At 64.4% G+C, this 22,972-nt stretch carries 21 protein-coding genes and 2 pseudogenes; 16 read left to right on the top strand and 7 right to left on the bottom strand.

Features of this window, described 5'->3' with window-relative positions; genetic code table 11:
- The first annotated feature begins 67 nt into the window (after positions 1-67).
- Positions 68-1,414, top strand: a complete 1,347-nt coding sequence (locus AC56LH_RS09110) for an MBL fold metallo-hydrolase (RefSeq protein WP_499645646.1) — start codon at positions 68-70, stop codon at positions 1,412-1,414.
- 6 nt (positions 1,415-1,420) lie between these two features.
- Here AC56LH_RS09110 and AC56LH_RS09105 read toward each other — a convergent pair whose 3' ends face one another.
- The 5 genes from AC56LH_RS09105 to AC56LH_RS09085 form a co-directional block, all read right to left on the bottom strand.
- The gene (locus tag AC56LH_RS09105; RefSeq protein ID WP_499645645.1) at positions 1,421-2,152 is read right to left on the bottom strand and encodes a hypothetical protein; all 732 of its coding nucleotides are present in this window, start codon (positions 2,150-2,152) and stop codon (positions 1,421-1,423) included.
- Between the two features lie 61 nt (positions 2,153-2,213).
- A complete protein-coding gene (locus AC56LH_RS09100) occupies positions 2,214-2,864 on the bottom strand; it encodes a trimeric intracellular cation channel family protein (RefSeq protein ID WP_499645644.1) in 651 nt (216 codons plus the stop codon).
- Positions 2,865-3,023: 159 nt separating this feature from the next.
- Positions 3,024-4,412 (bottom strand): VWA domain-containing protein, encoded by a 1,389-nt coding sequence (locus AC56LH_RS09095; protein WP_499645643.1) that lies wholly within the window; start codon positions 4,410-4,412, stop codon positions 3,024-3,026.
- A gap of 1 nt (position 4,413) precedes the next feature.
- On the bottom strand, positions 4,414-5,046 hold the full coding sequence (locus tag AC56LH_RS09090) for a TadE/TadG family type IV pilus assembly protein (RefSeq protein ID WP_499645642.1): 633 nt from the start codon (positions 5,044-5,046) through the stop codon (positions 4,414-4,416).
- Positions 5,046-5,510, bottom strand: coding sequence for a TadE/TadG family type IV pilus assembly protein (locus AC56LH_RS09085; RefSeq protein ID WP_499645641.1), 465 nt, complete (start codon positions 5,508-5,510; stop codon positions 5,046-5,048). Before AC56LH_RS09085 ends, AC56LH_RS09090 begins: the two co-directional genes overlap by 1 nt.
- A gap of 124 nt (positions 5,511-5,634) precedes the next feature.
- On the opposite strand from AC56LH_RS09085, the gene AC56LH_RS09080 reads away from it, so the two are divergent.
- Together AC56LH_RS09080 and AC56LH_RS09075 are read left to right on the top strand one after the other, a co-directional pair.
- Positions 5,635-7,344, top strand: a complete 1,710-nt coding sequence (locus AC56LH_RS09080; RefSeq protein WP_499645640.1) for a sensor histidine kinase — start codon at positions 5,635-5,637, stop codon at positions 7,342-7,344.
- A gap of 30 nt (positions 7,345-7,374) precedes the next feature.
- Positions 7,375-8,028, top strand: coding sequence for a response regulator (locus AC56LH_RS09075; protein ID WP_499645639.1), 654 nt, complete (start codon positions 7,375-7,377; stop codon positions 8,026-8,028).
- Positions 8,029-8,059: 31 nt separating this feature from the next.
- Here the strand turns inward: AC56LH_RS09075 and AC56LH_RS09070 are convergent.
- Positions 8,060-8,392, bottom strand: a pseudogene (locus tag AC56LH_RS09070) (IS1595 family transposase); the annotation flags it as partial.
- 455 nt (positions 8,393-8,847) lie between these two features.
- On the opposite strand from AC56LH_RS09070, the gene AC56LH_RS09065 reads away from it, so the two are divergent.
- The 12 genes from AC56LH_RS09065 (at position 8,848) to AC56LH_RS09010 (ending at position 20,486) form a co-directional block, all read left to right on the top strand.
- The gene (locus tag AC56LH_RS09065) at positions 8,848-9,021 is read left to right on the top strand and encodes a Flp family type IVb pilin (protein ID WP_499572274.1); all 174 of its coding nucleotides are present in this window, start codon (positions 8,848-8,850) and stop codon (positions 9,019-9,021) included.
- 81 nt (positions 9,022-9,102) lie between these two features.
- The gene (locus AC56LH_RS09060; protein ID WP_499645638.1) at positions 9,103-9,678 is read left to right on the top strand and encodes an A24 family peptidase; all 576 of its coding nucleotides are present in this window, start codon (positions 9,103-9,105) and stop codon (positions 9,676-9,678) included.
- Positions 9,675-11,057, top strand: a complete 1,383-nt coding sequence (locus AC56LH_RS09055) for a DUF8689 domain-containing protein (RefSeq protein ID WP_499645637.1) — start codon at positions 9,675-9,677, stop codon at positions 11,055-11,057. The genes AC56LH_RS09060 and AC56LH_RS09055 overlap by 4 nt, the downstream gene beginning before the upstream one ends.
- Positions 11,050-11,892, top strand: a complete 843-nt coding sequence (cpaB, locus tag AC56LH_RS09050; RefSeq protein WP_499645636.1) for a Flp pilus assembly protein CpaB — start codon at positions 11,050-11,052, stop codon at positions 11,890-11,892. Before AC56LH_RS09055 ends, cpaB begins: the two co-directional genes overlap by 8 nt.
- A gap of 14 nt (positions 11,893-11,906) precedes the next feature.
- The gene (locus AC56LH_RS09045) at positions 11,907-13,391 is read left to right on the top strand and encodes a type II and III secretion system protein family protein (RefSeq protein WP_499645635.1); all 1,485 of its coding nucleotides are present in this window, start codon (positions 11,907-11,909) and stop codon (positions 13,389-13,391) included.
- 2 nt (positions 13,392-13,393) lie between these two features.
- The gene (locus AC56LH_RS09040) at positions 13,394-13,648 is read left to right on the top strand and encodes a hypothetical protein (protein WP_499645634.1); all 255 of its coding nucleotides are present in this window, start codon (positions 13,394-13,396) and stop codon (positions 13,646-13,648) included.
- Positions 13,649-13,656: 8 nt separating this feature from the next.
- Positions 13,657-14,835 (top strand): CpaE/TadZ family protein, encoded by a 1,179-nt coding sequence (locus AC56LH_RS09035; RefSeq protein WP_499645633.1) that lies wholly within the window; start codon positions 13,657-13,659, stop codon positions 14,833-14,835.
- A gap of 29 nt (positions 14,836-14,864) precedes the next feature.
- Complete coding sequence (locus AC56LH_RS09030) at positions 14,865-16,277, top strand: TadA family conjugal transfer-associated ATPase (RefSeq protein WP_499645632.1); 1,413 nt, start codon at positions 14,865-14,867, stop codon at positions 16,275-16,277.
- 10 nt (positions 16,278-16,287) lie between these two features.
- On the top strand, positions 16,288-17,262 hold the full coding sequence (locus AC56LH_RS09025; RefSeq protein ID WP_499645631.1) for a type II secretion system F family protein: 975 nt from the start codon (positions 16,288-16,290) through the stop codon (positions 17,260-17,262).
- Between the two features lie 15 nt (positions 17,263-17,277).
- Positions 17,278-18,210, top strand: coding sequence for a type II secretion system F family protein (locus tag AC56LH_RS09020; RefSeq protein WP_499645630.1), 933 nt, complete (start codon positions 17,278-17,280; stop codon positions 18,208-18,210).
- Positions 18,211-18,454: 244 nt separating this feature from the next.
- Positions 18,455-20,077, top strand: coding sequence for a methyl-accepting chemotaxis protein (locus tag AC56LH_RS09015; RefSeq protein ID WP_499645629.1), 1,623 nt, complete (start codon positions 18,455-18,457; stop codon positions 20,075-20,077).
- Positions 20,078-20,267: 190 nt separating this feature from the next.
- A complete protein-coding gene (locus AC56LH_RS09010) occupies positions 20,268-20,486 on the top strand; it encodes a hypothetical protein (protein WP_499578598.1) in 219 nt (72 codons plus the stop codon).
- Between the two features lie 91 nt (positions 20,487-20,577).
- Here AC56LH_RS09010 and AC56LH_RS09005 read toward each other — a convergent pair.
- Positions 20,578-21,546, bottom strand: a pseudogene (locus AC56LH_RS09005) (IS1595 family transposase).
- Between the two features lie 270 nt (positions 21,547-21,816).
- Between AC56LH_RS09005 and AC56LH_RS09000 the strand changes: the two are divergent.
- The gene (locus AC56LH_RS09000; protein WP_499645628.1) at positions 21,817-22,962 is read left to right on the top strand and encodes a PAS domain-containing sensor histidine kinase; all 1,146 of its coding nucleotides are present in this window, start codon (positions 21,817-21,819) and stop codon (positions 22,960-22,962) included.
- The last annotated feature ends 10 nt before the right edge of the window (positions 22,963-22,972 follow it).

Raw genomic sequence — 22,972 nt, 5'->3', positions numbered from 1 at the left:
TCGGTTTGGCGACAACAAGCGCCGTCCCGGAGCGCGCCCTGTAAAATGCGGCCTCCTAGGGGGACCAATGACAACGCCAGGCTTGACCATTTCGCGCATCCTGCATGCGGGTTACGTATTCTGGTGCGAGGGTGCGACCATCGCGTTCGATACCATCTTCGAGAACCCGTTCAGCCGCAACTGCCATGCGTTTCCGGACGTGCGCTTCGATGTCGCGGCAATCCGCCGCCAGCGTTTCGACGCCGTCTTCATCTCGCACTTCCACGACGATCACTGCTCGCTCGACAGCCTCGATCTGCTGGACCGCGCGACGCCCTTGTACATCTACTGCATCTTCGACGCGTTGTTCGACATGGTGCGCCAGCTTGGCTTCACGCACGTGCACCCGCTGCGTCTGAACGCGCCGGTCACGGTCGGCCCGTTCACCGTCACCCCGCGCGAGGCGATGGATGTCGATGTCGACTCGATGTTCCAGGTGCAGGCGGCCGGGCAGAACGTGCTCAATGTCGTCGACTCGTGGATCGACGACGACACGCTGGCCCAGTTGGTCGGACTGGGCCCGTGGGACATGGTGCTGTGGCCGTTCCAGACGATGCGCGAAATCGAGGTGCTCACGCCATCGCGCGCCGTGGCCGCGCCGCCTGCGCTGCCGGCCGAATGGATCGCGCAGTTGCAGGCGCTGCAGCCGCGCTACGTGGTACCCAGTTCGTGCCAGTTCGTGCAGGAGCCGTGGTCGTGGTACAACCGCGCGTTCTTCCCGATTACCTATGCGCAATTTACGCGCGAGGTGGGCGCGGCGCTGCCGGCGGCATCGATCGTACGGCTCGATCCCGGCACGGCCGTGCGGCTGGACGGCGCGGCGCTGCAGCCGGCGCCGCCATTGGCGTGGCTCGTGCCCGTGGGTCCGCAGGATGTCGATTACGTCTATGAAGGCAATGCGGCGCCGCCTTCGACCGCATCGATCGCATTGCATTTTGCGGCCCTGAGCGATGCGCAGATGGCGCGCGTGCTGGACTACTGCCGCGTGGGTCTGCCCGCCAAGTACGCCGTTGTGGAAGCGGCGTCCAGCTATTTCGACGGGCCGCGCTACTGGCGGTTATCGGTGTATGACCATCTGGGTCAGGCGAGCGTCTTCGATTACCTGCTCGAGGGTGACGTGGCCACGCCCGTGACCGAGGCCGGCCCGCTTGGCTGGACGACGGAAATTCCGGCTGCCAGACTGTATGGGGCGCTGGAGCAGGGCGAGTCGCTGACCACGATGTACATGCGCATCAACGATGCCCGCTTCGACGCCGATGCCGAGCGTGAGCTGCTGGACGTCGACGTCGTCGACGACCCGCTGATCCGCTGCCTGTTCAGCGATACCTTCGGCGCCTACCAGGCGGCGCAGCTGCGCCGCCTGCTCGCGCGCTGACCCGTGTTATTTGCCCAGCAGGCGCAGCGATTGCTCCCAGTCGTCTTCCCAGTCCAGCAGAAAATCGTGGGTCTTGAACGCGCGTCGTAGCGCGCCCAGTGGTACACGGTGGAGGTCATGCAGGCCAAGCGCCAGCGTCACCGGGTTCCACACCGCGTTGCGTTTCGACTTGCGCACGCTGGCCTTTACGCGCGCGCCATCGTCGCCGAAGATGCCGATGGCATTGTCGAGCGCCGCGCCCAGGTCGATGCGCGCATTGGCAGCAAAGGCTTCCAGCACCTGCGCCTTGTTGATGCCAAAGGCCGATTCGGTCGGTGCCTTCGGTTCCGGTGGCGGCGCGGTCGCTGCAGCGATGGCTGCCTGCGCCTCGCGTTCCAGCCTGGCGACCAGCTGCGACAGGTCCTTCTTCTGGAACCGCAGCGCATCGAGCGGGAGCCGGAAGCCGGGCGCCGGCAAGTGTGCGACGATCTTGTAGGCGTCCTTGGTCATCGTCATCAACACGTCGTCGCTGCCGGCAATCAGGCGCGCGATGTCGTCCTGGAAGAAGATCGGCGCGGCATAACCGCCATTGGCGTCGCCGAACAAGTCGGCATGGGCCGGGTCGTAATCGAGCCAGACATACGGCGTGACCCCGTGTTCGAGCAGGCGCGCCAGGGTCCAGGGCGATGCAGTCTGTTGCCCGAGCCAGGTGCAGGCTTCAAGCAGGGTGGCACGGTAGGGCAGGTCGGTGGCGCTCATGTCGATTCAATGGGGGGCGTGGCTGGCCCCCATTGTAGTGCATGCATTTGCCGTGTCGCGTTCAGCGGCCGTCGCGATTGTGGTCACTGGCGTCCGGCGGCTCGATCCCGCGCGCCGTCGGCAGGTGCCAGCCATAGCGGATCGCGGCCAGGCGCAGGCCGAAGCAGAGGGCCGCGCCGACGCAGGCAGTCGGCGTCGTGGGCCACTGCAGGGCGTCGCCGATCACCACCACCGACGCACCGGCCAGCGCTGCGACCGCGTAGATATCCGAACGGAACACGGCCGGCACGTTCGACAGCAGGACGTCGCGCGCGACGCCGCCACCGATGCCGGTCAGCATGCCCAGCAGCGCTGCCATCACGGGTTCCAGCCCGAACACCAGCGCCTTTTGCGCGCCGGCCACGCAAAACAGCGCGAGCCCCGCACCGTCGAACAGCAGCACCGGATTGCGCGCGCGGTGGATGAACGGATGCCAGAAGAAGATCGTCACCCCTGCCAGCAGCGACACGCCAAGGTAGCGCCAGTCCGAAAACGCCGCCGGCGGCGTGGCGCCGATCAAGAGGTCGCGCACGATGCCGCCCGAGGTGGCGGCCACGAACGAGAGCACGAGCACCCCGAACAGGTCGAGATGGCGCCGCACGCCGGCGGTGGCGCCGGACAGCGCAAACACAAAGGTGCCCACCAGGTCGAGCGTGAGCACCAGCGTTTTCATGGCAGTTCCCATGTCGAGGGCAAGAACGGCAAACACGTGAATCCACCTTACAAGTGCTGGTGCGCGCGGCACCGAAGGGGGCGATTCTAGCGCATGGCTGCGCCTGCCCCCGGATGAATGCCGGAAAATCGCCGTTAACGCGGCTCTTGTAACAGAGGTTTATTTGGTGATGCGCAAGATTGCCGAGGCCAGCCGTGAGAAGCAGGGCGTCAAGTCGTTGTCGGTTGCGGCGTAGCAGTACATGCCGACCGGCTGATTCGGGGTTTGGCAGCGCTGCGGCGCATCGGCGGTGTTGGCCATGCACTTCAGGATCATTTCGCCCGTGTCACTGTCATAGTCACCCCGGGTTTTCAGTGCAGCGCCCAGACCGAGTGTGAATACGACGATGCCCTGATCACGCGCGCTGCTGGCGATGGCCTCCGCGAGGTTACGTGACGCGCGTTCGATATTGCGTCGATAAATGTCGTTCCTGCTGCCGGCTCCGCTGCCGATGTCCGCGGTCACTGTGCGTGGCCAGCTACCCACGATGGGAAATTCGCGTTTCGACGTGTCATTCGGGGTTCGCGCATCATTGTGCGCGTTGTACCAATCGGGCAGGCGGCGGGCAGTGTAGGTGCTATTGCGGTATATGCGGCAGCTTTCCTTGATGATGACGTTGTCGCTGTCGTCCATCTTGCTCAGACCAAAGGTCGCATCAAGAGAATCGAGCGTGCCTGCAATGTCTCGCCCGAGCAAGTCCTTGCAATCGTTACTGTTGGTGAATGACATGTACGAACCGAAGGCCGTCGGCGCGCCGTCGGAGAAGAACACGATCACACGCGTCGTTGACCGGCTGGCGAGGGGAACCTGATTGAGTTGATCGCGAGCGTTCCATATACCTTCCACGGAAGCCGTTCCGCCGGTGAACACATAGCTGTTTATCTTGCTTGTCATCGTCGTGCGGTTAAAACCGCGCGTCGTCGGGTTGATGGCCACATCGGTTTCGGCGCCCGATGCAAAATGGATGAGCGCGACGCGGTCCTGCGTGATGTTGAACTTGTTGAGGAAGCTTTTCGCCGATGTTCTCACGGTCGCTCCCGATTGCAACAGCGACCCGGACGTATCGATCACCAGCGCCATATCCAGGTCATTGCGAATCGTCTGCGCCGCCGCGATGGGCGTCAGCGTCGTGAAATTCATGATCTGCATGATCGACACCGGCATCGGCGCTTCGGCAACGACATCGATGGTGGCCTGTCCGCCGTTGAAGGTCACGCTGGTGCTGGTGATCCGTGGCGACGACAACAGATAATTGTTCGGGATATTGGCAGCGAAGAAGTCAGCTGCAGCAGCGCGCGCGCTGGCGATCTGCTCGGTCTGATTATTACCGTTCGTGACGGCGCGCGCACCGGCCAGCGCGGCCGAATCCACCGCTGCATTCAGACGCGCCTTGACCAGATACGCGAGCCCGGCGTCGACACACAGACCCACCACGGCAAGCAGCACGAACATCGATACGGCCACCATGATGGCGACCGCACCGCGCTGACGGGACAGTTTCGGATTCATCTCAGAACACACTCATCGAATACAGGTCGGGCCCGAACGTGGGCAGGGTGTTGTTGCCGGTGGTGAAACCGCCGACCAGCATGTCGAAGCGATAGAACGTCTCGACCACGAAGACGACTTCGCCAGGGTCGAGCTTGCCGGTCATGACCGTTGTGGCCGGGCGTGACGCGCTGTTGACACTCGAGCATTTGCCGGCGTTGCTCCAGGCGCTGCAGCCGTACACCTTGCTCTGGGGTGCATAGCCATTGCGGCGAAACCCCTGCACGCGCTCGGCATCATCCCAGCGGTACTGGTCCAGCACGACGCTGCGCGAGACGCCATTGGTCACCTCGCCCATCACGCGGGTGATATACATCATGCCCAGCTGGTTGACGTTCAGCGGCGGGGCGCTGGCCATCAGCGCATTGATCGTGTCCTGGCTGCTGTCGTCCAGATCGCTCCCGCTGCGCGAGAGGATGTTCGCGCCTTCACGCGCGATATTGGTGATGATGATATTGGCTTGCAACGCGCGTGCGCCGTCGATGGCGCACAGCAGCAGCACGACCAGCATCGGCATCAGCAGTGCAAGCTCGACCGCGGCGACGCCACGCTGGCGGCGCGCAGGATGAATGTGCGCAGATGGCATGGGCAGCATCAGAAATACTCGTTTCGCATGGTGGCGCCGACGGCGAAATTGTTCTGGCCGCCCGTAAAGAAGGCCGAGAGCAGCGGCGTCGTCACCGGCCAGGCGCAGTCGAGCTGCAGCACCACCATCTCGCCCGCGCCGCCAAACATGGCGTTGCTGTAGCTGGTGCTTGCGTAGCTCTTGCCATTGACCGACACGACGCAATTCATGCGCTCGTACATGCCCAGCGAGTTGTCGCGGATCTTCGCAATCACGGTGGCGTAGCGCTGCTGATTGCTGGTCCCGCCTTCGTTGGCGCGGCCCGTAATGGCAAAGCGCGCGCCTTCACGCACCGCGTACTGCATGGTCAGCGTGGCGAAGAACATCATGCTCATTTCGATGATCCCCACGAGGACCAGCATGAGCACAGGCGCGATGATGGCCATCTCGACGAGTGTGGCGCCAGATTGACGGTGGAGTCTCTTAAACAACATATTCGGGCAACTGTGAGCGTGTGCGTTGGTTGTATGCGATAAACTGCAGGGATTCTACAGGGCAATAATCACGCCCTGTAACCGTTTTAGCGAGGAGTCCACGCGTTTGTCGGCGCGCAACAACATGAGTTGGTACCCTGATATCCGTCGTTTGATCGCCGCCGCACGGCGCACGCCCGGCGCCACGGCGCCATCGGCCGCCGCGCCTGAAGCTGAAGCCTGGATGGTGTTCGGCATGCGCGTGCTGCTGTCGGTGTCAGCGCTGCTGACCCTGTATATCGGCCCCGGTGGCGTGGTCGCTTCCAGCGCCTGGACCTGGCCGGTGCTCGGCGCTTACGTGCTGCACAGCCTGACCTTGCTCGTGATCGCGAGCTATCGCGCGGGTTTCTGGCACGGTCCCAATATCTACTGGATCGACATTTTCTGGTACGGGCTGATCGTCCTTGCCACCGGCGGAGGCACCAGCCCGTTCTTTTCGTTCTTCCTGTTTGCGATCCTGGCCACGTCGTTCCGCCACGGCTTCGACGCCGGCGCCAAGCTGACGCTGGGCGCGGTGGGCATCGTGAGCCTGTCCGTCGTGCTGGTGCAGGGGTTCCAGTCGTTTCACATCCTGCTGCTGCGCGCGACCTTCCTGCTTGCACTGGGCTACATGATTGCGTTCTGGGGCGGCCTGTCCGTTGACCAGCGGCGCCGGCTGGCGCTGCTGCGTGACGTCAGCCGGCTGTCCAACCCGCGCTTTGGCGTGCAGCACACGCTCGATTCGCTGATGGACAAGATCCTGCGCTACTACGGCGCCAGCACCTGTACCTTGCTGATGCAGGACAGCCACCAGCGCTGGATCCTGAATACGGCCCACCACCCGAGGGCAGGGCGCCCGATCAGCCGCAGCCGGCCCGATGCGGCGGACGTACAGCCGTTGCTTGCGCTGGCATCGGGCGCCACCCTATACCGCGGCCCCGGCGCCGGACTGCTGCGCCTGCTGCCGGGCGGGGTGTGCGCGGTGCGCCTGGCCACCGGTGAAAAAGAGTGGTCCAAAACGGACATGGATGCCTGCGGCCACGTGGCGGATCTGCTCGATACCGATGGTTTCGTCAGCGCGTCGCTGCCGCTGCGCAAGGGCAGCGGGCGTATTTTCGTGACCGGCAGCCGCCTGCGCCGTGGTGATGCGACGTTCCTGAAGCACATCGTGCAGCAGGCGTTTCCCGTCATCGAGACCATCGATCTGCTCGACCGGCTGGCGTCCGAGGCGGCGTTCCGTGAACGCCAGACCATCGCGCGCGATCTGCACGACAGCACCATTCAGCCGTATATCGGCCTGCGCCACGCGGTGGCGGCGATCCGCAACGGCGCCGGTGAGGACAGTCCGATTGCGCCCGAACTCGACCGCCTGCTGGCCATGTGCTCGGACGTGATCGGTGACATGCGCGACTTCGCGCAGCGTTTTCGCAGCGGACGCCAGGAAGAGCCCGAACTGCTGGTGGCGCTGCGTCGCCAGTTGCGCCAGGTGCAGAATTTCTATGGCGTGGACGTGATGCTCGAGGTGCAGGGTGAGGGCGTGGCCAATGACCGTATGGCGGCCGAGGTGTTCCAGATCGTCACCGAAGGCATCAGCAATATCTGCAAGCACACGCGTGCGCGCACGGCGGGCGTCGTGATCGAGGACGACGCCGGCCAGCTCGCGATCGACATCTTCAACCCGGTGACCGATGGTGCTGTGGCGCCGAAACCGTTCGTGCCGCGCTCGATCGCCGAGCGGGTGGCGGCGGTGGGCGGCACGCTGGGCGTCGAAGCCGACGCGCGCCAGACGCTGCTGCGCATCCGCATTCCGGTCTGATTGGCACCGATACAACGTAATGGAGAAACCATGACCATCCGCATCCTGCTCGTGGATGACCACAAGACCATGCTGTGGGGCCTGGAACGTTTGATCCAGGCCGAGGGCCCGTCGTTCACACTGGTGGGCAGCGCCAGCGATGGCGCCGAAGCCACGGCCCTGTGCGCCGCGCTGCGCCCGGACATCGTGCTGCTCGACCTCGACCTGAAGGGCAGCAGTTCGATCGACTTTTTACCGGCGCTGGTGGCCAATGGCAGCACGCGCGTCGTGATCCTGAGCGCGAACCGCGACCAGGGCACGCTGGCGGCTGCCGTGAAAGCCGGGGCGCGCGGCGTGGTCAGCAAGGAAGCGCCGACCGACGACGTGTTGCTGGCCGTGCGCAAGGTGCATGGCGGCGAACTGTGGCTCGACCAGTCGCTGATGCAGGCGCTGCTGGGCCAGCTGGTGGCGCCCGCGCCCAAGGCCGATCCGGAGGCTGAACGCATCGGCACACTGACGGCGCGCGAGCGCGACGTGATCGGCATGATCGTGCAGGGCAAGGGCGCGCTGAACAAGGAACTGGCCGAACGCGCGTTCATCTCGGAGCGCACGCTGCGCAATCACCTCACCACCATCTACCAGAAGCTGGACGTGGCCAACCGCCTCGAGTTGTACGTCTACGCCATCAAGCACGGCCTCGCCTGAGGCCTCACCTGAGGCCTAACCTTTGGCGCAGTCAGCGTTGTCTATTGATGACGCCGATTGCGATGCAGAACAATTGTTCTGCATAACTGACCCGCCCGCCATCCAGGGCCCAGCGCCAACCCGGATCATTGCGCAGATAGCGTGACGGCACCCCGCGAAAGCCCGGTAGCCAGGACTTGAAACGCCCGTGGTACGCGTTCACGTTCTGAACGTGAATGGCGCGGCCGCCCCGGTGCCTGGTGCGCACGCCGGCACGCAGATTGACTACATCGTGGGCAATCCCGCACTTGCGTGCGAACGCCCGATAGCCAGCATGGCTATCAGTGACCAGCAGTGCCTGCGGATCGAGCCTGGGCAGCAAGTTCGGCTCATGGCGTTGGGGGCAGGCGTTGGACGGTGGGGCCGCTCATCAGTTCAAAGCCCGGCTCTATTTAACGTTGACTGCGCCGCACCTTTTTCTCTGGTGGGAATGCACCGCTGGGCAACCTGGGACAAATGTACCGGGTTGCCGTGGCGCAACGTACCTTTTAAAAAGGTAGTTTTGACGGATGGCAACAAAGTTCGTGCTCCGTATGATTCAACTCATGCGCTGCGTATCGTGACATGCGGTACGACGGCAGGCGAACAGGAGCGAACGGTGCACGACAGAGAAGACAATCCGGAACAGCAGTATGAAAGCAGCAACAACCCGGCCATGTCGTATGTCGTTCTCTCGGTTCTGCTCGCAGTTGTCTGCTTCATCGCGGCAATGGCTGCATGGACGAGCGCATAAAAGCCAACCTTCTAATGCTTAATTACCGACCCTTGAAAGGATCCACCATGAACTTCATCAAAAACCTGATCAAAGAAGAAGACGGCGTTACCGCCATCGAATACGCACTGATCGCATCGCTGATCGCCGGCGTCATCATCACCGCCGTGAGTCTGCTGGGCGGCAACATCAGCACCATGTTCACGAACCTGGCAGGCAAGATCAACCAGACGCCAAAGTAATTGACGTTCCGTCCGCCACTTGGTGGACCCGATCCGGCACGGGCTGTCCCGCGGCCGGATTTTTTTTACCCGGAGAATTCATTGTCAACTCTGCCACTCCTGCTGCTGTTCGTTTTGCTTGGCGCCGCCGTCATCACCGATGTGCGCGCGCGCCGCATCCCGAATGCCGTCGTGTTTCCGGGCATGCTCGCTGCGTTCGCGCTGCATGCGCTGCTGCCGGCAGGGGCAGGGTTGTTCAGCACGCCGGTCGGCGGGCTTGGCCTGCTCTCGGCGCTCGGCGGCTTCGCCCTGGGCCTGGCCCTGCTGCTGCCGATGTACGCACTGCGCCTGATGGGCGCGGGCGACGTCAAGCTGCTGGCGATGGTGGGCGCCTTTGTCGGCGCCGGGCAGATCCTCGTCGTTGGCCTCGTCACGCTGGTGGCCGGCGGTGTGCTGGCGCTGGTGTTTGCGGCCTGGCAGCGCAATCTGCGCCGCCTGGTCGCCAACGCGTATCACATGGCGCTGCACACGACCTACTCGGCACTGGCCGGCGCGGTTGCCGCGCCGACGGTGCCACCCGAAGCCGCCAGCGGTCGCCTGCCGTACGCGATCGCGATTGCCACCGCCACCGTGGGCTGCGTGCTGTGGCTGCGCGTGCACGGGGAGATGCCGCTGTGAGCCTTGCCCCGCTTTCTCCCGCGAACGCGCCAGCCGACGCCAGGGCGCCGCGCACGGTCGACGAGACCGGCCTGCCATTCCTGTTCCTGGCCGAATTGCTGGGCAAGATCCTGTTCCAGCGCGGCCAGATGAGGCTGGCCGAACTGGCCGCGCACACCAAGCTCAATGTCAGCGTCATCGATCCCTTGATCGCATTCCTGCGCAGCGAAAAACTGTGTGAAGTCGCGCGCATCGGCAGCAGCGGCACTGATGCCGACCTGTGCTACATCCTCACCGAGGCTGGCCGCGCGCGTGCCCAGGCCGCGCTGGGCCGCAATGCCTACGCTGGCCCGGCGCCCGTCACGCTGGCCGCCTATGTCGCCCAGGTCAACGCGCAGAGCGTGGCGAACATGCAGGTCACGCGCAGCGCAATGGCCGCCGTGTTCGATGGCGTCGTCGTCAATCCGGTCGTGCTCGACCAGATCGGCGCCGGCATGAATTCGGGCCGCGCACTGTTCCTGCACGGTGTGGCCGGCAGCGGCAAGACCTATCTGGCCGAGCGCCTGCGCGATCTGCTGGTTGGCACAATTGCCGTACCGCACGCGCTGATGGTCGACGGCGAAGTGATTCCGTTCTTCGACAATGTGCAGCACTGCGTGACCGAAGCGGCGGTGACCGACGCGGCGCTCACCGAAGCACCGGGCCTGGACCGCGGCAGCGCGCCCGACCTGCGCTGGATCCGCGGCGTGCGCCGCCCGGCCGCGCTGGCCGGCGGCGAACTGACGCTCGACATGCTCGACCTGCGGTTCGACCCGCACACCCGCCTGTACCAGGCGCCGCCGCATCTCAGGTCGAACAACGGCATCTTCATCATCGACGACCTGGGGCGCCAGCGCTGCACGCCGGAAGCATTGATGAACCGCTGGATCGTGCCGATGGACCGCAATGTCGACTACCTGACGCTGCATACCGGCCACACGTTCCAGGTGCCGTTCGACGTGATCGTTGTGTTCTCGTCGAATTTCGTGCCGCAGCGGCTGTCCGATGGCGCCTTCCTGCGCCGCCTCGGCTACAAGATCGAGGTGCCGGCAGCATCGACCGATGAATACACGCGCCTGTTCCGCCAGGCGTGCGAGTCCGTCGGCGTGGCGTTCGACGCAGCGTCGTTCGATTACCTGCTGGCCTGCCACCGCGAGCGCGGCGTGCCGCTGCTGGCCTGCTACCCGCGCGACCTGATGCGCCAGTTGCGCGACCTCGCGCGCTATGAAGACTGCGCGCCCGAACTGTCGCGCCGCACCCTGGACTGGGCCTGGGACAACTATTTTGCCGCGGGCTCCCCGGGCCGGCCCGCATCACAAGAACGCCGCGAACGCGGCACGACGGAGTATGAACATGCGTAATTCGAGAGCGATCCTGATCATCGGCGTGGCGCTGCTGCTGGCGCTGGGCGCCGTGGTCCTGGCGGCCAAGTGGATGGGCGAGCAGGGCCCGGCGGGCACCCGCGTGGTGGTTGCCGCCACCGAAATCGGGCAGGGCGCGCGCATCCTGCCGGCCAGCCTGCAACTGACCGACTGGCCCGCCGGCTCGATGCCGCCTGGCGCCATCACCGACATGAAGCTGCTCGAAGGACGCATCGCCCGTGGCGACATCGCCCGCGGCGAGCCGGTGCTCGAATCGAAGCTGGCGCCGGCCGGCACGCTGGGTGGCCTGTCGGCGGTGGTGGCCAGCGGCAAGCGCGCGATGACCGTGCGTGTCAACGATGTCGTCGGTGTCGCCGGTTTTGCGCTGCCAGGCAACTACGTCGACATCCTCGTGAACCTGGCGCCGACCAACAGCGACCTGGCGCAGAACGCCGGCTCGATCTCGAAGATCGTCCTCGAGCGCATCCTGGTGCTGGCCGTGGCGCAGGAATCGGCCGTGGACGACACCAAGCCGCGCGTCGTCAATGCCGTGACGCTCGAGCTCACACCAAACGAGGTCGAAAAGCTCGATCTGGCCCGCTCGATCGGTTCACTGTCGCTGGTGCTGCGCAACCAGATCGAAGCGCAGCCGGCCAACACCACCGGTGCGACGCGTGAATCGGTGCTCGGCCTGCCGGCACTGTCGGCGCAGGCCCCGGCGCCGGTACGTGACCCGGCGCCACGCATTGCTCCTGTTACCCCACGTCAGCCCAGCGCGCCGCGCGACGGTGTTCTGGTGATCCGCGGCCTGGACGCCGCTTCGCAAAGCTTTTGATTGAAGAATCCGTCATGACCACATTGACTCACAAGACCCTGCTGGCCTGCGCCGTCGCGTTGACGCTCGACGCTCATGCTGCCCCTGCTGCCCCCGCCGGCAAGGTGGACGCCGCCGTCCCGGCTGCCGCAGCGGCTGACTGCATCGACCTGCGCGGCGGCGCCAATGGACGGCTCCAGCTGATGCGCGGCAAATCCGTCCTCAAGCGGTTCTGCACGCCGGCCGGCGCCGTCATGGTGGGCGACCCGAAAGTGGCCAACGTCGTGGTCCCGGGCGCCAGCGAAGTCGTGATCGTCGCGCGCAGCGTCGGCAGCACGAATCTGATCGTGTCCGGGCGCGACAAGCGTTCCACCGTGATCGACCTGGACGTGGCGATCGACACATCGGCGCTGCGCGCGCAGTTCGATGCGCTGTTCCCGCGCGAGCGCGGTATCCGCATCGGCGCCAGCGGCAACGCCGTGGTGCTGTCGGGGATGGTCAGCGATGTCGGCGTGGCCAGCCAGCTGGTGGATCTGGCCACGGCGTTCCAGGAAAGCGCTGCGCCTGCCGCTGGTGGCCAGGCCGACAGCGGCGCCGGCAGCCCGTCGCCGCTGTCGGTCGGCGCCCCGGCGGCGCCGGCCGCAGGCTCGGCGAGCGCCGCGAAGGTGCTCAACATGCTGTCGATCGCCGCGCCGCAGCAGGTCATGCTGGAAGTGAAGATCGCCGAAATCTCGAAGTCGCTTGTCGACCAGCTGGGCGCCAAGGCGGGCTTCTCCAAGACCAACGGCAACTGGACCTATGCTGCCGTATCGAGCCTGCTCAGTGGCGGCGCCGGCGCCGTGACTGCCGTGGGCACCGGCATCAAGGAATTGACCATCGACGGCGAAAAGCGCGATGGCCTGATCAAGATCCTGGCCGAGCCGAACGTCATGGCCATCAGCGGGCAGGAGGCGAGTTTTCTTGCCGGTGGCAAGATTTTCATTCCCGTTGCGCAGAATTCCTCCAGTGGCGCGGGCCTGATCACGCTCGAAGAAAAAGAGTATGGCGTGGCGGTGAAATTCACGCCGACCGTGCTGGCGGGTGGCCGCATCAACCTGCGCGTGGCGCCGGAAGTGTCGGAACTCAATCGCGAAGGCATCGGCATCACCACGCCCGGTGCGACCAACAACAGCGCGACCGCGATCCTGCCATCGTTTACCACGCGGCGCGCGGCGACCACGGTGCAGCTGCAGGATGGCCAGAGCTTCGCGATCGGTGGCCTGATCCGCAATAACGTGACCAGCACCATCAAGCGCTTTCCGCTCCTGGGCGACGTCCCGGTACTCGGCGCGCTGTTTCGCAGCAGCGACTTCCAGAATGACCGCACCGAACTGGTGTTCATCGTGACGCCACGCCTGGCCAAGCCGATGCAGTCGCAGCCCGCATTGCCAACCGACGAGTACGTGCAGCCGACCCGCGCCGAATTCCTGCTCGGCGGCCAGCTCGAAGGCCGCGCCGCTCCTGTCGCACAAGAGAATTGATCATGAAGACGACCATCACCGCCATCCTCGCCGCATCCTGCATGCTCCTGCTGAGCGGCTGCGCGACCGACACGCCCGCCGGCACCGGCCATACCGTACGCAACATCATGGCCAGCCAGATCATCGCGCCGCAGGGCAAGCGCTCGGTGCCGGGCAGCGATGCGCGCACCGCGATCCTCGCCTACAAGAATTACCAGGGCTCGTTTGCTGCGCCCGCACCGCAGGTCGAGATCACGGTGTTCGGCGGGAAGAAGTAGAGGCCATCATGAAAATCGCAATCCTTTCGCGCGACGAGCGCCACCTGATCGAGCTGTCGCGCCAATTGCGCGCGCGCCCGGGCAGCGACGAAGTCGACATGATCGCCGGTACGCCGGCGCGCCTGTCGACGATGAGCGACGACGCCATCCCCGACCTGCTGGTGATCGACCAGCCGCGCGCCGACGAGGGTGACCTCGACCAGCTCGAGCGGCTCGGTCACCTGTTCCCGCGCATGGCCTTCATCGTGCTGTCGGCCGACCTGTCGCAGGATTTTCTGCTGCGCGCGATACGCGCCGGCGTGCGCGAAGTGCTGCCGGCCGCGCCCGCTGCCACCGACCTGATCAAGGCCGTCGATCACATCGCCGAGAAGTTCGGCAGCCAGGGCGCCGTGCAGGGCAAGGTGCTGGCTTTCATCTCGTGCAAGGGCGGCAGCGGCGCGACCTTCCTGGCCACCAACCTGGCTTACGCGTTGTCGGCGGGTGGCACGAAGCGCGTGGCGATGATCGACATGAATCTGCAGTTCGGCGACGCGTCGCTGTTCGTCTCGGACAGCAAGCCGCTGGCCACGTTGTCGGATGTCGCCACCCAGATCCACCGGCTCGATCCGTCGTTCCTGTCGTCGAGCATGGTCGCCGTCACGCCCAACTTCAGCGTGCTGGCCGCGCCGTCCGACCCGGCGCACGCCAGCGACGTCAAGCCCGAACACATCGACGCAATCATCAAGCTGGCGCGCCGCCAGTACGATTTCATCGTGCTCGACGTGGCGCGCAGCCTGGATCCGGTGACGATCCGCGCGCTCGACCATGCCGACACGATCTACCCGGTGCTGCAAACGACGCTGCCGTACATCCGCGACGGCAAGCGCCTGCTCGACGTGTTCCGCAATCTGGAGTACGGCAGCGACAAGGTCGAAATCGTCGTGAACCGCCACGACAACAACAGCGACATCAAGCTCAAGGACCTCGAGCAGGCGTTCGACACGACGCACCTGCGCACGATGCCGAACCACTACGATGCGGCCGCCAAATCGGTCAATCAGGGCGTGCCGATCACGCGCCTGGCGCCCGAAAGCCCGCTCAGTGCAGCCTTGATGACGATGGCGCGCAGCCAGACGGGCGAGGCGGCGCCGCAAGCGGCAGCCGGCGTGATGGCGCGCCTGTTCAAGCGCCGCAAGACTGACGTATGACCCGCGAATTGCTTAAGGAGTCCAACGACATGAACATGATCCCATCCGCTTCGCTGCGCGAACGCCTCGGCAGCGCGGCATTGGCCAGCAGCACCAGCACGATCGCGGGCGCACCGACGCGCGTGACCACCGGCGCACCGGCGCCGCGCGTTGGCGCCGTGCGCGGCGGGCCGATCGACAACCGCGCCTACCACCAGCTCAAGTCCCGCATCCATGAAGCACTGCTCGACCGCATCGACCTGGAAAGCATGCAGCGCCTGAACGGCGATCAGATCCGGCAGGAACTGCGCCTGCTGGTGGAGCGCCTGCTCGAAGAAGAGATGGTCGTCATCAACGACGCCGAGCGCAAGATGCTCACGCGCGACATCCAGAACGAGATGCTGGGCTTCGGCCCGCTCGAGCCGCTGCTGGAAGACCCGACTGTCTCGGACATCCTGGTCAATACGCACAAGCAGGTGTATGTCGAACGGCGCGGCAAGCTCGAACTGACCGACGTGACCTTCACCGATGAAGCCCACCTGATGAAGATCATCGACAAGATCGTCTCGCGCGTGGGCCGCCGCATCGACGAATCGAGCCCGATGGTCGATGCGCGCCTGCCGGACGGCTCGCGCGTGAATGCGATCATTCCGCCGCTGGCGATCGATGGCGCCGTGATGTCGATCCGGCGTTTTTCGGCCGATCCGCTGCGCCTGGCCGACCTGGTCGCGTATGGCAGCATGACGGCCGACATGGCCGAGGTGCTGCAGGGCCTGGGCAAGGCCAAGGTCAATATCGTGATTTCGGGCGGCACGGGTTCGGGCAAGACGACCATGCTCAATGTGATCTCGGGCTTCATCAGCCACAACGAGCGCATCGTGACGGTCGAAGACGCGGCCGAGCTGCAGCTGCAGCAGCCGCACGTGGTGCGCCTGGAAACGCGCCCCGCAAACATCGAAGGCAAGGGCGAAGTGACCCAGCGCGCGCTGGTCAAGAACGCGCTGCGCATGCGCCCCGACCGCATCATCCTGGGCGAGGTGCGCGGCGAAGAAGCGATGGACATGCTGGGCGCGATGAACACCGGCCACGAAGGCTCGATGGCGACCCTGCACGCGAACACGCCGCGCGAAGCGCTCACGCGCCTGGAAAACATGATCAGCATGGCGGCACCGAACCTGCCGCCAAAGGCCATGCGTCAACAGATCGCGTCGGCCGTGGGCGTCGTGGTGCAAGTCTCGCGCCTGACCGACGGCAAGCGCAAGGTGCTGTCGATCACGGAAGTGACAGGCATGGAGGGCGACGTCATCACGATGCAGGAGATCTTCACGTTCCGGCAGACCGGCGTGGCGGACGATGGCACGGTACTGGGGCAGGCCACTGCCACCGGCGTGCGGCCGCATTTCGCCGAGCGCCTGCGCACGTTCGGCGTGAATCTGGCGCCGCACATCTTCGAGCCGCGCTAGGACCCCTCGCATGGATATCACCTTCCTCCTGTTCATCCTGCTGGTGTTTGCTGCCGTCCTGCTGCTGGTATGGGGCGTGTACACGGCCTGGCAGGCGAACAACAACCCGGAAGCCGAGCGCATCGCGCGCCGGCTGCGCAGCGTGATCGGACGCGAGACACGCGAACTCGATGTCACCATCGTCAAGGAACGGCGCCTGTCCGACAACCCCGAGGTCGAGCCGCTGCTGCAGCGGCTGCCCGGGGTGTACCGGCTGGACCGCATGTTGCTGCAGGCCGGCAGTGCGCAGAAGGTGGCGTCGCTGCTGGCCGTGTGCGCGGCGTGTGCGTTCGGCGGGCTCGTAGCCGCCTTGCTGCTGCGCCTGCCGTTGCCTGGTTGGTTGGCCTGCGTGCTCGTTGCCGGCTGGCTGCCGCTGCTGCGCCTGACGCGTGCACGCGACGCCCGCATGGTGCGCTTCGAGCGCCAGCTGCCCGAGGCGCTGGACATGATGAGCCGCGCGATGCGCGCCGGCCACGCTTTTCCGACGGCCCTGAAGCTGGTGGCCGACGAAGTGGCAGCGCCTTTGGGTGAAGAATTCAAGACCGCCTTCGACGAAGTCAACTTCGGCGTCTCGATGGGCGACGCGCTGAACAACCTGGCGCAGCGCGTGCCCAGCATGGACTTGCAGTATTTCGTGGTGGCGGTACTGATCCAGCGCGAAAGCGGCGGCAACCTGACCGAATTGCTGACGTCGATTTCCAGCATCATCCGCGATCGCCACAAGCTGGCTGGCCAGGTGCGGGTGCTGTCGGCCGAGGGCCGCATCTCGGCCTGGGTGCTGTGCCTGCTGCCGTTTGGCGCCGGCGGCATGATGGCGGTGGCCAATCCCGAGACGATGGGCGTGCTCATACACGACCCGATCGGACGCCAGCTGAGCGGCGCGGCGCTGGGCATGATGGGCTTTGGCGTGCTGGCGATCCGCAAGATCGTGCGCATCCGCATGTAACGAAAGAACGATACGATGACGATGGCAAACATGTTGATGCTGGCAGCGATGTTCGTGCTGGTGTTCGGCGTCGCGGTGGCAGCCTTGCTGCTGCTGACGCGCGATCCCGTCAAGGCGCGCCTGGTGGCGCTGGACGAACGCGATGTGCCCAAAACCCGGCGCGGGGACGGCTGGCGCGAGCGCCTGGCCGATTTCGCCGAGCCGCTGGCCAAGCTGTCGGTGCCGACCGAAGGGTGGGAATCGTCGCCGTTGCGGCTGCGCTTCATCAACGCCGGCTGGCGCGCGCCATCGGTCCCCGGGCTGTACCACGCCGCCAAGACCGCGCTGACGATCGGCTTGCCCCTGGTGGTCTGGATCGCGCTGCCACACCACAGCACCCGGCCGCTGGCGCTGACCTTCCTGTTCCTGGTGAGCGCGGCCAGCATCGGCTACTACCTGCCGGATTTCCTCCTCAAGCGCCGCGTCGCCAACCGGCAGCGCGATATCTTCGAGGGCTTTCCCGATGCGCTCGACCTGATGACCGTCTGCGTCGAAGCGGGCCTGGCGATGGACGCGGCGCTGGCGCGCGTGGGCAACGAGATCGGCCTGAAAAGCCCGGTGCTGGCCGACGAACTGCAACTGGTGACGCTGGAACTGCGCGCCGGCAGCGCCAAGGAAAAAGCGCTGCGCAACCTGGCGCTGCGCACCGGCGTGGAAGACGTCGACGCGCTGGTCAAGATGCTGATCCAGGCCGAGCGCTTCGGCACCAGTGTTGGCACGGCGCTGCGCGTGCAGTCGGAGCAGCTGCGGACGCGGCGCCGGCAACTGGTCGAAGAGAAGGCGGCGCAGATTGCAACGAAATTGCTGTTTCCGCTGATCTTCTGCATTTTCCCGGCCTTGCTGGTGGTACTGCTGGGGCCAGCAGTCATCCAGATCTTCCGTGCAATAACGCCTGTAGCAGGCAGCTGATACTGCCCACGGATGCAGGGTCGCACGGGATGATCGCATGCATGCCGAATCGACCATGTTTGAGGTTGAAAGTACATGCGCGCACTACGCGCTAATTCGTGACTATTGACCGAAGATGTTGGTCGTGTGCAACACATTTAACGAGTACATGTGCGATCATGTTTCTTTTGGGCATCCTTACCACCGGTCGTTCCAGCCACTCGCAGGGCGCCGACCTCACCTACACCTCTCCGGAAAATCGTTGATGAAAAACTTAAAAATAGGCACACGCCTGGCGTTCAGCTACGCGGCCGTATTGCTCCTTATGGCGATCGTGATCGTCATTACGCTCGGTCGGATGGGCGACATGAACGATGCGACCGATCGTGTGGTCAATACCAGTATGAAGAACCAGCGTAACGTGGCCGAGTGGTCCAAGATCATCGAAGTCAATACCACGCTGATGGAAATGGCCTACCGTACCGTCGAGCCAGACCAGGTCAAGATCATCACCGACCGCATCGCGGCAGGATCCGTGCGTTCCTCCGCATTGCAGGACGAAATCAAGGCTGGCTTGCGTAACCCCAAGTCGCAGGCCCAGTTCCAGGAGGTCGTGACCGCCCGGACGCCCTATCTGGACGCACGCAAGGCATTGCTCGATGCCAAGACCGTCGGCGACGCCGACGGTGCGCGCCGCATCTTCGAAACCCGGATGAAGCCGACCAGCCTTGCCTATCTCGAGTCGATCGAAAAGCTTGCGGCTGCACAGCGCAAATCGGCGGAAAAATTCGTGGCCGACGCGGCCGATGCCTATGCGACGGCGCGCATGACGCTGATCGGCCTGGGGAGCCTGGCCATTGTGCTCGGCGTCATCTTCGGCATCTTCATCACCCGTTCGATCGTGCGGCCGATTCAGGATGCGGTAGCGGTTGCCGACCGCGTGTCGTCGGGCGACCTGGGCAGCCAATTCACCGTCACGACGCGTGACGAGACCGGTCAGTTGATGGCCGCACTGCAAAAAATGAACGATAACCTTCTGGGGATCGTCAGCCAGGTACGCGCCGGCACCGAAACGATCGCGACCGCATCGGCAGAAATCGCTGCGGGCAACCTGGACCTGTCGCGCCGTACCGAGCAGCAGGCTGGTTCACTGGAAGAAACTGCTTCGTCGATGGAAGAACTGACGTCCACCGTGCGCCAGAATGCCGATAACGCGCGCCGTGCCAACACGATGGCGTCCGAAGCGGCCAGCATTGCCGGGCAGGGCGGCGCCGTGATTGCGCAAGTGGTTGGCACGATGAGCGAAATCAATGCGTCGTCGCGCAAGATCGTCGACATCATCAGCGTCATCGACAGCATCGCCTTCCAGACCAATATCCTGGCGCTTAATGCCGCCGTGGAAGCAGCGCGTGCCGGTGAGCAGGGCCGCGGCTTTGCCGTCGTTGCCAGCGAAGTGCGCAACTTGGCGCATCGCTCGGCGGCTGCGGCCAAGGAGATCAAGGGTCTCATCGACGACTCGGTACAGAAAGTCGAAGCGGGTACCGGCCTGGTCGACAATGCAGGCACGACGATGACGAATATCGTGCACAGTATTTCGCTCGTGACCGGCATCATGAGCGAGATATCGCATGCCAGCGACGAGCAGAGCGCCGGCATCGAGCAGGTCAATGCTGCCATCACCGAGATGGACCAGGCGACCCAGCAAAATGCTGCTCTGGTCGAGCAAGCTGCTGCTGCGGCCGGCTCGATGCAGGAGCAAGCGGCGCACCTGGCCGATGTGGTCAGCGTGTTCAAGACGGACATTGGCAGCGCTAGCGGCGCAGCCCGTCCTGCCCCGGCGCGCAGTCAAGAAACGCCGGCCGGACGCCTCGCGCTTGCAGGCGTGTAAGACGGCTGATCTCTGGTGAATCGCAGTGCCTGCTTCATGCAGGCACTGCGTCGTTTTGTGTTGTTGATCAAATATTGGATTTGTCAGATAGTTGTTTTGTGAATGACGACTATCATGGATCGCAATTTGATTTCTATCTGATAGAGCGCATACTAGCTTCATACCAGATCAAACACACAGAAAGAAAATCATGACCACCTTGTCCCTCCGCCCGTCGTTCGCTGCCCAACTGTCCGCCCTGGTCAGCACCGCTTTCGATTTCGTGCGTGAAGTCAAGGCTGCTCCGACCGCCGCAGCCCGCACCACTGGCAGTGCCGATGTCTGGGCGCTGTATCGCATGACCCGCGGCGCCGATGCCGTCTCGCCAGCGGTCGCTCGCCGCCTGGCTGCGCACGCCAAGTCGAACTGATCGCGACATACAGATTGCAAATCCGGGACGATTCCCGGTATCGACTCAACGCCCTGCCTGATGCAGGGCGTTTTTCGTGGCGCAGTTAGAGTTATCTGTTGATGACCCTGATTGCAATCCGAAGCAAGTGCTCTGGCGAACTGACCCTCGCGCCATCCAGCGCCCAGCGCCAGCCCAGGTAGTTCGGCAAATAGCGCGACGCCACGCCACGAAAGCCCAAAAGCTAGGCCTTGAAACGGTGGTGATAAGCGTTCACGTTCTGCACGCGAATGGCACGGTTGCCCAGATGCCTGACGCGCACGCCTGCACGCAGATTGACCGCTGCATGGGCGATGTTGTGCTTACGTGCAAATGCCCGGTAGGCGCGATGGCTGTCGCTCACCAATAGGGCCCGGGGATCGAGCTTGGGTAACAAATCGCGCTCGAGTTGCGCCGCGGTCAGCGCACCGCGACCGGTGACCGCATCGACCGTGCGGCCTTCGCGATCACGCGCAACCAAAATACAGTCCAGCTCGCTGGAAATGCCGCGCCTGGCCGCATGGCCACCATGGCGGCGCGCTGGCCGATCCAGCGTGCGCGATCCTTTTTGCGATTCGAGCAGGAATGTTTCGTCGGCCTCAACGATGCCATTCAGGGCTGTCGGCCGGTCGAGTTTGCTCCAGTGCAGGAAGCGGTGGCGCCAGCGGAAAGCGGTGGTGCGATGCACGCCGACGCGATCTGCTGCCTTGCGCACTGGCAGTGAATCCAGCAGCACGTGCGAATACGTGAGCCATTTGACCTTCAGCCTGAGCCGCGCCAGTGGCGTGCCGGTCAGGTCGTTGAAGGTGCGGCCACACGCGCAGCAGCGGTAGCGCTACAGGTCATTGGCAACCCCTTGGCGGTAGCAGCGCTCGTGGCTGCACCTGGGGCAGCAGCGCCCTGGTGTTCTGATCTCTGCGATCAGCGCGACCACCTGCTCGAGCCCGACTAGAGGCTGCAAAGCGCCGAGCACTCGCCGGCGCTGCGGCTGGTTCAGCAACGGCAGTTTTGCGAACCAGTTCTTGAAACGCGGCGCTTTCATGATCGACTCCTGACGCTGGGGACAGGGGTTGGACCACCATACTGCTCATCGGTTCAGAGCTCGTCTCTATTTAACGCTGACTGCGCCTTTTCATTCCCGGGCGAGTTCGCAGGTCCTGGCTGCCGGGGTGCGCTGCGGACGACACTCCCTTGTCGCCTGTACGTCAACCTCCGACAAGAATTGTAGTGCGTCTCCTACGCAGTGCAAATGTTGCAACCTCGATAATGTCGATTGAGACTTCGATAGCGGTGCTCTTTCCGCATTTGCACCATGAACAATGAAAACACGCCCCTCGAGGGCGAATTTAGCGAGTTGGACAACGGTTGGCCCGAATCGTACGCATGGGCGATCGAGCAAATGCCGTGTCCGGCATATTGTTGCTCTCCGACAGGCGCACTGGTCCACGTCAACGCCGCGGCCAGGCGGATCTGGGGCGACGCCTGCCCATTGTTGAAAGACATGCGGTGGGATGGGTTCGAGACGCTGCGGTCCCTGGATGGCCAGTTGCTTGACAAGAAATCCAGCCCGGCCGCGCTTGCCGCTGGTGGAGCCTCACCGTGCCCTACCGAACTGCTCGCCGTATGCCGGGATGGCCAGCCGCGCCGCATCGTGATTCACGCCAAGCCCGTGTTTCATGCCGGCGGCGAAGTCGTCGGCGCCTTGTGCTGCCTGACCGACATCAGCGAGCAGCGCCGCTTGCAGGAGCGGGAGCGGGATGCCGCCCATTCGCGCGAGGAATTTCTGGCCATGCTGGCGCACGAACTGCGTAATCCGCTGGCGCCAATCATGAGTATCGCCGGCCTTCTGCAGCGTGCCAACAATGACCCGGTCGTGTCAAAAATGGCCGGCGTCGTTCAGCGGCAGACAAGGCAGCTCGCGCGTTTCATCGCCGACCTGCTGGATGCATCACGTGTCGATTGCGTCCACGCGTTGCCGGTCGAGCCACGCATTTGCACGAAACGCGAGATCGTGAACCTCTCGATAGACGCGGTCGAAACGCTGGTCCGTTCGCGCAAGCAGCGGCTGATCGTGGAAGTCGACAATGCCGACGCCGAGCTGATGTGCGATCCGGAACGGGTGGCGCAAGCGCTTGGCAACGTCTTGTGCAATGCAAGCGCCTTCACGCCGGACGGCGAAGAGATTTGCTTGCGGGTATTCATTGAAGGCAATGTGCTGCGTGCCGAGGTGATCGACTGCGGAGCAGGCATCGCCGCCGAGGATTTGCAGCATATTTTTGAGCCGTTCGAGCGGCGGGCGCTGGCACCGGGGCGTGCACCCGTTGGTGCCGGATTGGGGCTGACGATCGCCAAGGGCGTGTGCGAAGCCCATGGCGGATCGATCTACGTGCGCAGCGCCGGACCAGGGATGGGCACTACTGTCTCGCTCGCCTTGCCGGTTGCCGTCTGCGCCGACTGAGTCCTTGAGG

The organism is Telluria sp. LT1R51-2 (genome assembly GCF_059685775.1).
Note: the sequence above shows the minus strand (reverse complement) of the source record. Positions and strands in the feature narration are given on the sequence as shown.

What these genes read in the sequence shown, in the direction of transcription:
- AC56LH_RS09095 (WP_499645643.1), bottom strand. Translation starts at nt 4,412, where the DNA reads ATGAATCCGAAACTGTCCCGTCAGCGCGGTGCGGTCGCCATCATGGTG.
- AC56LH_RS09105 (WP_499645645.1), bottom strand. Translation starts at nt 2,152, where the DNA reads ATGAGCGCCACCGACCTGCCCTACCGTGCCACCCTGCTTGAAGCCTGC.
- AC56LH_RS09030 (WP_499645632.1), top strand. Translation starts at nt 14,865, where the DNA reads ATGAACATGATCCCATCCGCTTCGCTGCGCGAACGCCTCGGCAGCGCG.
- AC56LH_RS09020 (WP_499645630.1), top strand. Translation starts at nt 17,278, where the DNA reads ATGACGATGGCAAACATGTTGATGCTGGCAGCGATGTTCGTGCTGGTG.
- AC56LH_RS09100 (WP_499645644.1), bottom strand. Translation starts at nt 2,864, where the DNA reads ATGAAAACGCTGGTGCTCACGCTCGACCTGGTGGGCACCTTTGTGTTT.
- AC56LH_RS09000 (WP_499645628.1), top strand. Translation starts at nt 21,817, where the DNA reads ATGAACAATGAAAACACGCCCCTCGAGGGCGAATTTAGCGAGTTGGAC.
- AC56LH_RS09010 (WP_499578598.1), top strand. Translation starts at nt 20,268, where the DNA reads ATGACCACCTTGTCCCTCCGCCCGTCGTTCGCTGCCCAACTGTCCGCC.
- cpaB (WP_499645636.1), top strand. Translation starts at nt 11,050, where the DNA reads ATGCGTAATTCGAGAGCGATCCTGATCATCGGCGTGGCGCTGCTGCTG.
- AC56LH_RS09035 (WP_499645633.1), top strand. Translation starts at nt 13,657, where the DNA reads ATGAAAATCGCAATCCTTTCGCGCGACGAGCGCCACCTGATCGAGCTG.
- AC56LH_RS09110 (WP_499645646.1), top strand. Translation starts at nt 68, where the DNA reads ATGACAACGCCAGGCTTGACCATTTCGCGCATCCTGCATGCGGGTTAC.
- AC56LH_RS09075 (WP_499645639.1), top strand. Translation starts at nt 7,375, where the DNA reads ATGACCATCCGCATCCTGCTCGTGGATGACCACAAGACCATGCTGTGG.
- AC56LH_RS09080 (WP_499645640.1), top strand. Translation starts at nt 5,635, where the DNA reads ATGAGTTGGTACCCTGATATCCGTCGTTTGATCGCCGCCGCACGGCGC.
- AC56LH_RS09045 (WP_499645635.1), top strand. Translation starts at nt 11,907, where the DNA reads ATGACCACATTGACTCACAAGACCCTGCTGGCCTGCGCCGTCGCGTTG.
- AC56LH_RS09065 (WP_499572274.1), top strand. Translation starts at nt 8,848, where the DNA reads ATGAACTTCATCAAAAACCTGATCAAAGAAGAAGACGGCGTTACCGCC.
- AC56LH_RS09090 (WP_499645642.1), bottom strand. Translation starts at nt 5,046, where the DNA reads ATGCTGCCCATGCCATCTGCGCACATTCATCCTGCGCGCCGCCAGCGT.
- AC56LH_RS09040 (WP_499645634.1), top strand. Translation starts at nt 13,394, where the DNA reads ATGAAGACGACCATCACCGCCATCCTCGCCGCATCCTGCATGCTCCTG.
- AC56LH_RS09015 (WP_499645629.1), top strand. Translation starts at nt 18,455, where the DNA reads ATGAAAAACTTAAAAATAGGCACACGCCTGGCGTTCAGCTACGCGGCC.
- AC56LH_RS09025 (WP_499645631.1), top strand. Translation starts at nt 16,288, where the DNA reads ATGGATATCACCTTCCTCCTGTTCATCCTGCTGGTGTTTGCTGCCGTC.
- AC56LH_RS09085 (WP_499645641.1), bottom strand. Translation starts at nt 5,510, where the DNA reads ATGTTGTTTAAGAGACTCCACCGTCAATCTGGCGCCACACTCGTCGAG.